Origin of the sequence: Bacillus sp. AM1(2019) (assembly GCF_009906915.1) — a bacterium.
Classification (GTDB): Bacteria; Bacillota; Bacilli; order Bacillales; family Bacillaceae; genus Bacillus; species Bacillus velezensis.
Map to the genome: position 1 here is coordinate 2,302,551 of NZ_CP047644.1, position 12,473 is coordinate 2,315,023.

Annotated in this window: 15 protein-coding genes; all 15 read left to right on the top strand. The window is 36.3% G+C overall.

Annotation, left to right across the window (positions count from 1 at the left end; all coding sequences use genetic code 11):
- Positions 1–5 precede the first annotated feature (5 nt).
- The 15 genes from GNE05_RS11310 (at position 6) to GNE05_RS11385 (ending at position 12,462) form a co-directional block, all read left to right on the top strand.
- Positions 6–1,247, top strand: a complete 1,242-nt coding sequence (locus GNE05_RS11310; protein WP_160182810.1) for a metallophosphoesterase family protein — start codon at positions 6–8, stop codon at positions 1,245–1,247.
- Positions 1,219–1,674 (top strand): hypothetical protein, encoded by a 456-nt coding sequence (locus GNE05_RS11315; protein ID WP_022553084.1) that lies wholly within the window; start codon positions 1,219–1,221, stop codon positions 1,672–1,674. The genes GNE05_RS11310 and GNE05_RS11315 overlap by 29 nt, the downstream gene beginning before the upstream one ends.
- A 38-nt stretch (positions 1,675–1,712) precedes the next feature.
- The gene (locus tag GNE05_RS11320) at positions 1,713–1,910 is read left to right on the top strand and encodes a hypothetical protein (protein ID WP_160182811.1); all 198 of its coding nucleotides are present in this window, start codon (positions 1,713–1,715) and stop codon (positions 1,908–1,910) included.
- A gap of 30 nt (positions 1,911–1,940) precedes the next feature.
- Complete coding sequence (locus GNE05_RS11325; protein WP_160182812.1) at positions 1,941–2,471, top strand: hypothetical protein; 531 nt, start codon at positions 1,941–1,943, stop codon at positions 2,469–2,471.
- Between the two features lie 103 nt (positions 2,472–2,574).
- Positions 2,575–3,504: a hypothetical protein gene (locus GNE05_RS11330; RefSeq protein ID WP_201741784.1), complete on the top strand. Its 930-nt coding sequence runs from the start codon at positions 2,575–2,577 to the stop codon at positions 3,502–3,504.
- A gap of 2 nt (positions 3,505–3,506) precedes the next feature.
- Positions 3,507–5,282, top strand: coding sequence for a hypothetical protein (locus GNE05_RS21025; protein WP_201741785.1), 1,776 nt, complete (start codon positions 3,507–3,509; stop codon positions 5,280–5,282).
- A gap of 18 nt (positions 5,283–5,300) precedes the next feature.
- Positions 5,301–6,842 carry a hypothetical protein gene (locus tag GNE05_RS11345; RefSeq protein ID WP_160182813.1) on the top strand — a complete coding sequence of 514 codons (1,542 nt, stop codon included), beginning with the start codon at positions 5,301–5,303 and terminating at the stop codon, positions 6,840–6,842.
- A gap of 17 nt (positions 6,843–6,859) precedes the next feature.
- On the top strand, positions 6,860–8,014 hold the full coding sequence (locus tag GNE05_RS11350; protein ID WP_020954173.1) for a hypothetical protein: 1,155 nt from the start codon (positions 6,860–6,862) through the stop codon (positions 8,012–8,014).
- Between the two features lie 40 nt (positions 8,015–8,054).
- Positions 8,055–8,519, top strand: a complete 465-nt coding sequence (locus tag GNE05_RS11355) for a hypothetical protein (protein ID WP_047474209.1) — start codon at positions 8,055–8,057, stop codon at positions 8,517–8,519.
- 24 nt (positions 8,520–8,543) lie between these two features.
- Positions 8,544–9,650 carry a hypothetical protein gene (locus GNE05_RS11360; protein WP_020954175.1) on the top strand — a complete coding sequence of 369 codons (1,107 nt, stop codon included), beginning with the start codon at positions 8,544–8,546 and terminating at the stop codon, positions 9,648–9,650.
- 54 nt (positions 9,651–9,704) lie between these two features.
- Complete coding sequence (locus GNE05_RS11365) at positions 9,705–10,178, top strand: hypothetical protein (protein WP_020954176.1); 474 nt, start codon at positions 9,705–9,707, stop codon at positions 10,176–10,178.
- Between the two features lie 12 nt (positions 10,179–10,190).
- Positions 10,191–10,577, top strand: coding sequence for a hypothetical protein (locus GNE05_RS11370; protein WP_020954177.1), 387 nt, complete (start codon positions 10,191–10,193; stop codon positions 10,575–10,577).
- Between the two features lie 9 nt (positions 10,578–10,586).
- The gene (locus GNE05_RS11375; RefSeq protein ID WP_160182814.1) at positions 10,587–11,252 is read left to right on the top strand and encodes a hypothetical protein; all 666 of its coding nucleotides are present in this window, start codon (positions 10,587–10,589) and stop codon (positions 11,250–11,252) included.
- The gene (locus GNE05_RS11380) at positions 11,249–11,755 is read left to right on the top strand and encodes a hypothetical protein (protein ID WP_160182815.1); all 507 of its coding nucleotides are present in this window, start codon (positions 11,249–11,251) and stop codon (positions 11,753–11,755) included. Before GNE05_RS11375 ends, GNE05_RS11380 begins: the two co-directional genes overlap by 4 nt.
- A complete protein-coding gene (locus GNE05_RS11385) occupies positions 11,752–12,462 on the top strand; it encodes a hypothetical protein (RefSeq protein WP_053574386.1) in 711 nt (236 codons plus the stop codon). Before GNE05_RS11380 ends, GNE05_RS11385 begins: the two co-directional genes overlap by 4 nt.
- Positions 12,463–12,473 lie beyond the last annotated feature (11 nt).

The window sequence follows — 12,473 nt, forward strand, 5'->3', positions numbered from 1 at the left end:
ACTGAATGACAGCTATTTTAGATACTGTGTTACAGAGAGAAAAAGACGAATCGTTCACTGATTATCATATTAGACTTTTCAAAAACAAAGGCACTTATCACATTGACACAAAAACAATTGCTGCCCTTTTAAATAAGGATCAAGGAACCAACTATGATGAAAGCAAATGGCGTAAAGACTTTAAACAATTTGAGCGCTGGCACGATTACTTTATCTCAAAGAATATGAACAAAGAAGTTCAACAAAAACATGAAGAAATTCGCATTGAATCCGAAAAACAAACAATCAAAGCACGAGATCAAAAAAGAGAATATCGGAAAGTCATTGCCAATCAAGCACGGTTTGAACAAATTAAAGATGATGTCATACAAGCTATTGCATCTCTAGAGTCAAAAAGACCCCTTCGCTTTACCTTCCCATCACCTGCTATTACTGAAAAACATGGACTCGCTCTATTCAGTGATTGGCACTTCGGAATGGAAATCGACAACCGCATTAACAAATTCAATAAAGAAATTTTTAATGAGCGTGTAGAACATCTCACCAACAAAGTGATTGAGTACGGCAAACAGAATCACATATCTACACTACATGTAGCAAACCTCGGCGATTTAATCGGAGGACTTATCCATGTGTCTACAAGAGTTCAGGCCAATGAAGATGCTGTAGAACAAATTAAGTATGTATCAGAAACGCTTGCTGAGGTTTTAGCGATGTTGGCAAGTGAGTTTCAAGAGGTTAAGTTCTACAACGTGGCAGGAAATCATGGTCGCCTCTCCCCTTCTAAAAATGATGTAGGGATTAAGGAAAATTTTGAATACCTCATTAATTGGTACCTCGAAGCTAGATTAAAGAACATAAAGAACATCTCCATTGAACCTGAGCAAGACGGTTTCATCCCCGCTAAAATCAACAATCAGGAAGTCGTGTTTGTACACGGACACTATGATCGTGTTGATCAGTGTGTAACACGATTACCCCAATTGCTTGGCTACATCCCTTCTTACATATTCGGCGGTCATATTCATCACAATTATGAAAAAGAGTACGGCAGCACAACAGTTGTAGTAAACGGAGCGCTTGTCGGTGCGGATGATTATGCTATGCAAGGTCGGTTCGGCACAAAACCTTCTCAGAAATTTATGGTTTTTGATGATGCAGGTATTGAGGCTACATACATAATTCGCTTTAAAAATGATAATCAGGGAGGAAATATACGTGGACTTAGCAATGCACGAAGTGTATAACCTTCATTTGTATGATAAAAAAACTGAAGAGTCTTTAATTGATTTAACAACTCTTCAAGATGTTGAAATCTTTTATAGCGATGAACATGAAACGTATTTGATTTTTGCAAAGAATGCTCTGCTAAACTTTGATGTACTTAAATTTTTAGGTGAATATAAAGCTCCTACCTCCTTTGAATCAAAGTTAGGGAAGAAACAATATATTTCAGTTTTAAAAGAAACTCCTCGTTCTGAATTCAAACTATTAGCTGAAACAATTGGTCGCCATATTGAGACAACAAAGTCACACAAGGTTACTTTAGAATTTAACAATGTCGAAATTATTTCTAGAGCAGAACTTAAAGGTGTTAGTGGAGAAGTTTCAGGTTTAGATTTGATTTTCAAAGTAAACCCACAAGATAACGAATTCTTTAAAATTCACTATTGATAAAACTTTAATTTTATCCAAACCAAAGGGAGATTTTTATGAGTATAATTATGCCTTCAGTTGCACGTTCGGAAAAAATCAAATACAGAGAAATTGACTTTGACAAAGTTAAAACAGTTGAGGATGTAAAGCTTTTGCTCAGTAAATTCAACTTTAATATTCGTGAAAAAGATTGGGACAAATTTAGTCACTTAACTAAAGATGAAGTTAAAGAGACTGTTTTGACAAACTATTAAAAATAAATAATGCGATGAGGATTGATGAGAATGAAGAAAATAGGGTTTGATTACCTTAATAGACATTTAGCAACATTGATAAGACTTAGAGAAGCTGGCCACAAGTGTGATCAGGAAATCAGTCAGGTTTTACGCTGCTTGCATAAAAATCTATTTGAAAGAGAATTATTTTTTCCATCAGATAGAAAATGGACAATGATAGAGAACGTTGATAAAGATTTACAAAGTAGATTTCACAAAAAAGCCCCAAAACTTGTTTTCGTAGACACTGCTGACCGCGGTAAAGGAAAAACAACTTTCCTTATGACTTTATCACAACAAAACAATATTCCTGTAATTGTAGGTACGAATACTGAAGAAAATATTTATAAACAACTTGGAGAAGAAAAAGGTATAGGTTGCGTTGTTATTCCGGCCAATCGTATATTAGGCAGACGCTTAGCGAATGGTGTATATATTGATAGCACTGTTACCAAAGAGCAACTAAAAACGATTAAAGAGCTGGACGTTGAAATTAAGGGGGGATTTTATCATGACGATGTCCTCTCTTCTTTAGTTTAAGCGCCTTTTTAGAACGCCCAGTGATGATTGAGGTAACCCCCTTCCTCTTTATTGCTGGGCGTTTTATAAAATGTGTTTTGGACAATAACATGGAGGTGAATGAATGCCTAGAAAAGCCAAAGAAAAGGAAAAATTGATCTGTGCTGCTTGTCAAAAAGAAAAGGACAAAGAGTCAGGGTTCTACAATTCACGAAGTAGCCTGTATGAGAAGACAGGAAAAGTCCCTATTTGCAAGACTTGCTTGAAGAAAAACATTGATTATAACAATATTGAATCAATATATACAGTCTTACAACAGATTGATGTTAAATTTGATCCGTTGTATTGGGATCAAGCTGAAAAGAGAAAAACTGATACATTTAGCGCTTATATGACTATGGCTAATTCATTAAAGCAATTTAACGGGACTGGTTGGAAAGACAGTATATTTGTAAAAGAAGAAATTAAAAACGTTACAACAAATGAAGAAGAGAAACAAACCACGCAAAATATTGATTCAGATTATCTAGAGAAACTTAAAGAAAATTACGGATATGGTTACCCCGATGACGACTATCTCCTTTTCGAAAAGAAATTCCTTCAACTCAAACCCTCTTTTCAGTTACTTACCACAATGCATGAAGAGTGCTTGCGAGAATACTGTGTAAATAAAGTATACGAGACACTTGCAAAAGCAAAAGGAGATTTCAAACAGGCTAAAGACTGGGCTGCAATGGCAAAAGATACAGCTGAAGCAGGTAAATTAAAACCTTCTCAAATGAGTAAAGCTGATTTATCGCAAGGTCTAGATGGATTTGGTCAATTGGCCAGAATGGTTGAAGAGAAAGTTGACATTATCCCTATCTTACCGAAGTTTGTTTCTCAACCAAAAGATAAACCAGATGTTGTTCTATGGTGTTATTTGAATTATGTTCGGGACTTAAAAGGTCTTCCTGCGGCTGATTATAAAGATATCTACAACTTTTATGAAGAACGGAGAGCTGATTATGAGAAACAAGAATTAGATAATGATCCTTCCATGAGGGAGTTATAAATATGGCTTCGAGAAAGAACTTTCAAAGAGATAATTTTAAATACACCAAACAAAGTTCAAGATTAGACAGCGACCCTGAATTCAACTCCCCTGTTCAAGCAAATCAAAATAAGGTTGATACTTTTGAGCGAAATTTAGACAAATGGATTGAATTTGTTCAATGGGCAAGGTGGTTTCCTGATTTATGGTACGACTTAATTAAGCCAGAAAAAGGCGGCATGAGGCTAGACTTAGATCAAAGGGTTTTCCTAAGATGTATGAGTCGTTTTGTAAGTACGTATGGAGTTTTCCCTCGTGGGTTTGGTAAAACGATGCTTGAGTTAATGTCAATTTACCATACTGCTATTTGGTTTCCTGATATCACAATAGCCATGTCAGCACAAACCAGAGAAAACGCTGCTTCAATTAGTGAAGAGAAACACAATGAAATTATGAAGTGGTTTCCTTTAATGAAAAATGAATTAGCTGGGAGACCTTCTTTTACTAAAGACTCTGTTGAGGTTAAGTTTTCTTCAGGAGGAGTTTATTCTGTACTGGCAAATGCACAGTCTACAAAAGGCCAGCGTAGAAGAAGGCTAAATGTTGAAGAATCAGCTCTTTTAAATAACGAGCTATTTAAAGATGTGCTTGAACCAGTAGTAAACGTACCCAGAAGAACAATTGGTAAGCTTGCTACAGTAAACCCTTTTGAATTGAACGGAATGATTAATTACCTAACAACGTCAGGCTATCGAGGATCGGATGAATTCAACAGGATTTTAAACATGCTTGATGAAATGGCTGATTTAAAAGGGAAAATTGTTCTAGGAGCAAGCTGGGAGTTACCTTGTCACTTTGGCAGAGGTGAAACACGGACTCAAATACTTGCAAAGAAAAACGATCCTACAACCTCATCAACTGCTTTTGCAATGAACTATGAGTCTAAATGGGTTGGTGCGAGTGATGGAGCACTTATCAACATTAGCAAATTGATCAAAGCAAGGACAATTACAAACCCAGAACTGACCTGCCCTAGAGATAAGAATAAGAATTTCTTATTAAATGAATATGTGATTGGGGTCGATGTTGCCCGCTCAAGTGAAAAGTCAAACAACAAAACAGCCATCATTGTTCTGAAGATTATTCGCAACTCCAATAATGCAATTAGACAAGTCCAGGTTGTAAATATAATCGAGCCACCAAATGGTTTGAATTTTAAAGAGCAATCGATCATGGTTAAAAGAGTTTTCAAAAACTATGGAGGTAATGAAGATCTATCTATATCAAGAGTTAGAGCTGTGATTGTGGATGGAAACGGAGTCGGGAGTGGACTAGTGGATAGACTTCTAGAAGATGTTACAGATCCAGAAACGAATGAAGAATTAGGATGCTGGGCAACAATCAATACTGATCAGAAGCCAGATGTTCCAAACTCCCCTGCTATTGTTTACAACCTCAAATCTCAAGGGATTAATGACAAGATTATTACCACTTTCTTAGATTATGTTGAATCTGGAAAGTTGAAATTATTGAGACCATATGAAGAAATAAAAAGCAAAAAAGTCATCAGCGACGATATAATGGTTGAGGCCACATGTATTCAAACACAATTATTAATTGATGAAGTAGCCAACTTAAGGCTAAAGAAAACACAGAACTCAATTAGCGTTGAACAAGTAGTTAAACGTATTGATAAAGATAGGTACAGTGCATTGAGTTACGCTCTTTACTACATAGCTTTATTTTTAGAAAAAGAAGAATCCGATGATGAGTATTCATTTGGATTCTTTTTTAATTAGAAATTGAGGAGGTGAATAATGACTACACCTGAACCACAGCCATCATATGAGTTTAATACAAATTTAGCGCCGCTTGATTCGTTGTTCTTTAATGATTTATTTAACGGCATTTCTTACGACAAAGTTAAATCATGGCTGAAAGACCACAACGTTTACAATAAACAGATTAGGGATGCCTCTAAATTGCTTTATAACGCAAATGGTGTGTATAGAAACGTTATTGACTACATGGTAGCCCTCCCTACTTTAGACAGAGTTATTTTGGGATCAAGTAAAGTAGCTGATTTCAAATTGAACAAACAAAAGTTCAATTTGGCTTTAAGGAAAATCAGCGACAAAAGTGTTGTCAGGGATGCATTAGGAAAACTCAGCAAATACGGCACTGGTTTTTATTATTTTGATTCTGTAGCCAATGATTCTTTTCCCACCACTCTAAGTGACAATGAGATCGGATCAATAACTGAATCAAATGCTATTGACGCCTTTAATTGTTCCGTCCTCCCTCTTCCTCTGGATTATTGCAAAATTATAGGCAGGAAAAATTCCTCTTATCAGTTAGCTTTTGATGTCTCCTATTTTGACAAGTTCACAAGTAACGGAAGATCGCTCAAGCTTAGACGATGGCCAGAAGAAATCAGACAAGGCTATAGGGCTTATAAGAAAGACCAAAATCGAAAATGGTTAGTTCTTGATAACAATAAGACTATTGCTGTTAAAGGAAGTAGCGACATTGAAGATCAATGGGGACGCCCAATCGGTTTATCCGCATTTATTGATATGGTTTATGATGAATACTTTGTTGACACTAAACGAAACATTTTAGATGAGCTCAACAGCACTTTAATTTATCAGACTTTCCCTGAAGGTGATCAAAAAGGCAAATCAGCCTTATCTCAAAAGCAACAGGAGCAGCAGCATGAGAATATAAAAAAAGCGTTAGTTGCTAAAGGAAGCGTTAAAGGTGTTAAGTTCTTCTCTTTGGCCTCTGGAACAAAATTAGACAAGTTGGAAACTAATGTAGATTTCTTGAAGGTTAAAGGTGAAGACGAGCTCATTAAACGAATCACTACAAATTTAGGATTTGCAGGATCTGCTCTCAATGGTCAAGACGGTAACTACTCTTCTCAACAAACCAATATCGAGATGGTTTCTTCCCAAATATTCTCCTGGTTAGAACAAATTCAAAGTGAGTTTAACAAGGTGATAAACGCCAATATCATCAAAGATCCTCGCTCTTATATTGAGGTTTACTACCTCCCTCTTACCCACGTTAACAGGAAAGAAAAAGTCCAAAACATGAAAGACCTTTATACAAGTGGTCGAGGAAGCCTTATTGCTTGGATAGCCGCTACTGGATGGAATCCTGATGCTTACTTATCCCTAATGGAATATGAAAAAGACGAAGGTTTTGATGAAAAATTCCCTGTTCATGCGACCTCTTTCACAATGAGTAAGAATAACGATAAGTCAGCCGGCGCACCTGAGATCGATGATCCGAAAAATGAAAACACGATTAAATCGAAGACAAATAACAGTAACGGAACGCCTTCTGGCTCTTGAGAGGAGGTGATTAGTATTTGAAAAGCACGATTTTAGAAATTAACAATCAGAAAAAAACCAGTGGTCAAACATACATCAAGTGGGTCGTTCTCGAAATCCATGAAAACAATACTCAGTTCAACAAGAACGGTATTACCTGGCTGGAGAAATACATAAACGCTAACCTTGAATCAATTAAGTTAATGCCAATTTGCGCAGAATTCTTGGATGATGAAAACAGTGAGCCATTCGGACACGGTTTAACAGAAGTCAAGGACGGCACCCCTCTCTTTGAAAACAGCGCAGTGGTTGGTACGACTACTAATGCTTACATTGACACTATAGATGTTAATGGCGAGCCAAAAAGAGTGTTAATAGCTGAAGGCTTCCTATACAACCAGCGCTATCCTAAATTTGTTCAATGGTTAAAATCAAAAATGTTTGATGGTGATTTCCCTGAGACCTCGGTTGAAATAGCAGCTGTAGAAGGTTCAGATGCAATTGAATATGAAGGTGGCTGGAAAGAGCAAGGGCGTATACCTATGAAGTTTGACTTTACAGGTGATGCAATTTTAGGTATCGATCCAGCAGATGACGCTGCCATTTTACTTGAATTAAACAGTAACAAAAAGGAGGATAATTTAATGCCAAAATCTCAAGAAGAAGTAGTCCTTGAGTTAAACAACAAACTTGATAATAAGAATAAAGAAATTGGAGAGTTAAATCAAAAAGTTGAAAAACTTACTGAGGATTTAAAGCAAAAAACTGAAGAACTGAATGCCGCTGTTAAAGCTGCAAAGGATGAAAAAGCTAAGGCAGATGCAAAAGAAAAAGAAGCGCAAAAAGCTAAGGATGAAAAAGCCAAGGCAGATGAAGAGCTTAATTCTTTAAAGGAATTCAAAAACAAGGCGGTAGCCGAAAAGATGCAAGGAGAGCTTAACCAAGCTTTAAAGGAATATTCTCCTGAAGAAAAGGATGTCGCAAAAGAGAAAATTGAAATGTTCTCTAAGTCACCTTCTGTCGAGCTTAAAAACGAAATTATTTCTGAAATCAACTCAGCAATCGCTCGATCCTTCATCGCTGAACGCTCAAAGAAGCAAGCCTCTGAGACTAATAGCACAAATTTCGATATTTATTCAGAAGTTCGTGATTCTGGGCAACAAAGTTCAGTGACTATTGATGATCTTTATTAAGATAAAATAACACTTTTATAAAATTTAGGAGGAATACTCAATGTTCAAATTCGGAACAATTGGTGCTTACAAACAAGTACGAAATAATCCACGCTGCAAGGCTAGTGTCGATTTAGTCCCTGGTTTAGCCGTAATCCCTAACGATTCTTCTGGTAACGCATTCCCGCCAGGCGCATCTTCAACTGCAAAAGGTGATGTGTATGTTGTTGGAAACATTATTGATAAACCTGAAATTCGCAATAAAGAAGACTTCAAAGTTCTAAAAGGTGAATATGTCCTTGCATTTAATTTAGCAGACTTAAAAGGACTGCCAATTGAACTCAGCTCAGACGTGGTAGTTGATTATGATGCGCTTGTTAAAGATGACGTATTGGTTCCTGCTGCGGACAAAACAGGTAAATGGGTTAAAGCTGGCGATGACGTTGCGGAGTTTAAAGTATCTCTAAAAGTCTTAGAGAAAAATACATTTGGCGGAAAAGGTTTGTACCTAACAGTACAGGCTTAATTAATATTCTGGAGGTAATTATTAATGTTTACAGTTGAATTAAATAATGTTCAAAAAGACTCAAACCATTATGCAAATGCTAAATTGAATGCTAAGTCCCCTATTGTAGAAATCTTTTCTGCAGCTGCAACAGGTCAAGATCTTTCCAAGTTTGGAGCAAAAGCCAATGCTGCTATGACCCATGTGAAGGAACTAGCTTCCAAAGCTCTTATGGGCAACCCTGTAGCTAAAGCCGAGATCAACACAATTGTGCGTTATGCCATTGAGCCTAAGCTTATTTCAGCAATTAAGCTATTTGATTTTATGGGCACATTTAGAACTATTGGCTATGATCAGCAACCAATGATGACAACATACGCGCATGAATCCATCCGAAGCCAATTCCAAGCTTCCCGCGGTGACGTACCGTTCGCTACTACAACTTGGAGCGAATATCCAATTGGAACTCAAACCATTTCTTCTGGCTATGCTGTTAACTATCGTGAGATTCAAAGTGGAAACCTCGATAAAGTAGCAGAAGGCATGGAGCAAGTTCAAACAGATATGATGAACAAAGCAATGTACTATGTTGTAAATGAAATGTTCAATGCAATTAAAAATGCAACAGGCGTTAAATACTTTGCTGAAACTGAAGGTATCACCAAATCATCTGTAGACGATATTATCACAAAGATTCGCCGATTTGGACAACCTTCTATTGTTGGTGACTTTTCTGTTGTTTCTCAGTTAAATGACTTTGCAGGGTTTCAGGCTGTAGCCGGAGATGCTTCAAGCACTAAGCTCCCTCAATCTGTGATGGATGAGATCCGAAGAACAGGATTGCTTAACACTTATAAAGGTTCTTCTGTTGTAGAATTACCTAACGCTTATAATCTTACTGAATTAAATAAAGCCGGCGACAACTTCAAAACATATCTTCCTGAAGGACTTCTTTTCTTCGTTCCTCAAGGTAAAAAATCCCCTCTTCAAGTATTCCAAAAAGGCGGACTTACTTCAATGAATGGTAACGACATTATTACTGGAACAGAGATTACTCGTTTTGATATGGAAATTGGGGCTGGTGTAGCAAAAGGACAAGAACATCAAATTGGTCTCATCAGAGACACAAAATATGAATTACCACAAATTTAAACAATTTAAAATCTAGGAGGGCTGTGTCCCTCCTTTTATTTTTGGAGGGATTACATGTCTTTTAATTTAGATAAAAAGATCACAATTAAAAACCTATGTCCATGGGATTTATATTTCCGAAAGATTGACACTCACGGAGACTTCAGATTGCCAGCCAATGGGATTAGACAGATTACAGCTGGAGAAGTGCAATCCCAAGTCTATGACAATACCTCGCTATTCACTGGAACTGACGGTCAAGGTACTCATGCCAAAATCTATATTGATGACAAAGAAACCCGTGTACACTTAGGTTTTGAGACTGATGATAAAGACGATAAGCAAGAAGTTGTTACTGTAGAACGGATTAAACAAATCTTGGGGTATAAAACACAAAAAGCCTTCGAAGAAAATGTTCAAAAAGAAATTTTACTTGAGTCTGAAAAAGCTCAGCTGTTTGATGTGGCTAAAAAAGAAAAGATTAATGACTACGCTAAGATTAAGTTCATTGAAGAATACACTGGATTTAAATTTGATACTCAATCATAAGGGGGTTAAATCTTGACTACCTATGATGAAATCATAAACGTTTTCCATTCAAAGTTTCAGTCAAATGAAATATTACCAGATGGACTTGAGTATCAGTTTTTCAAGAACGCTATTGGTGAATATGAAACAGATTTAACTGAACTGGGTTTTGATAAAGAAACAAAAGATTTTAAAGAACCCCTCTCCCCTGCTCAAATTCAAATTTTAGGAAGACTCATGTACAAAGATTATTTAGGAAGATATCGAGACAGAGCCTTAAAATTAAACAACATTGTAGGAAGAGATATTCAATTGACAGGTTTATCTAATACTAAAGCTCAGGTTAATAGATCCTATGAAGATCTTGTCGATGAGATTGAAAAAAAAATGAGCAAACTAAAAGTAAATAATTTTGATTGAGGTGGTTCGGTGTCTGTAGATTGGTATCTTACCTCTTCTTCAAATTATTTGAGTGGCTGGGAAAATGAAGAGTTTAATTCAAACAAGTATGAAATTTTCAAAGAAATCTTAGCAAATTCACCTGAAACTTACGATATTAAATTGAATGGCAAGCCTGCACAGGTAATAATTCAAACCACTCAGGACAGTGAAACAAAAAAAGTCCTTACAGTTTTAGGTTTATTAAATCGTGGTGACTTGATTTTGTATGACGGTAGTTACTGGTTAGTTAATTCACGCCCTACCGATAACAAAATGAATGACAGTGCTACTATGCGGCTTTGTAATTCATCAATTAGTCTAACATCTTCTGACAAACTAATTGATTCCGGAAAGATCGATGAAGTTACAGGGAGACCGATAAAGATTAAAGTGCCTGGTGAGAAGATTGACATCCCGTGTGTTTTAGAACGGACAACCTCAACAATTGGATCAGAATTGGCTATAAATATTCCTGAAGGGCAAGCACATGTCACCATCCCCTTTTTAAAACATGAAAAATTAAAGAAGGGTCTTTTTCTTTCTTTTTATGGTGAGGAATTCCGTGTTGATGATATAGACTATTCCAAGGTCTATGGAGACATCGGAACAATTAGACTTATAGCCAAAAAGAAAGTTGGAGGTGATAGTGAATGAGTATGATGGTCGAACATATGACAACTGTATTCAGAACTATTATAAATGACACAGAATTGAATCGTCTTCTATATTATAAAGATGACCCTCTCTCCTCTTCTCTCCCTGACGTTCAGACATTGGAAAATTATTATGATCCAGTTGATGATTCCCCATCGATATTAAACTCCATAATCAAACGTGCTCCCAAAACTGATGATTTAACCGATCAACCAATTTGCAGGCTTTGTGTCTATCTTGGTAATGGAATCCCTAAACCCTCAACCCAAAGTGTGATGCTGCTAGATCAAGATTTGATGATTGATGTTTATACACACATTAACACCTATGAAGAGACTGAATTCAGGAACCTGAAAATTACGGATCGTGTTTGTGACATGCTCTTCAATCAAAATTTTGCTGGTATCGGTAAAAATGTTAAATACACAAGACTGCTCATATCGAACGCACCTGAAGGGTATTTGGGATACAAATTGATATTTACTTTCGGAGCAAGTAAATGAATGTGTTAAAGGATTTTTTCTTTTTAGGAAGGCCTATTAATACTGAAGTCGGTGCAATAAGCTTTATCCACTTAAGAGATTACCCAGAGTACATAAGCGAGCTAAATATGATGAAAATGAGCAAGAAGGAAATCATCAGAAACTTTTCAAAAATCAACAATGATGGTTCATTAAATGATTTAATTATCGAATTGAAGAAGAACAGCCTCTTCAAAATTGTTCATGATTACTTACCTGAATTTAACCAAGCTTATTTTAAAGTGTTTAGCAAAGTATTTGTGGACAAAGAATCACTACATCTTATTGATCAGAAAGCATTTAATAATGTTAGAAAATTGATATTAGAGATGCATTGCTTGACTGAAGAGAAAATTGTTGAGAATGATGAATTGCAGGAGTTTCATGATTTAAATAATCAATTAAAGCTTCAAGATTCTCAAAATGATTTAAAGGACATCGCCAGCTGTGTGGCTGCTTTTAATGGATATACATATCAAGAGGTAGCCGATATGACAATTTATCAATTGTACCTGTCATATTACAGAATGGGCGAAATAATGAATTATAACACTTCTGCGTTATTTGCCACTGTTTCAGCTGATGTGAAAATCGGTGACTGGAATAGTCATGTTGATATGTATAAAGAAGAAAAGCACCACCTCAGTACAGCAGATGCTAAAAACTTAGAGCAATTATTCGGAGACTGACTTTCAGTCTC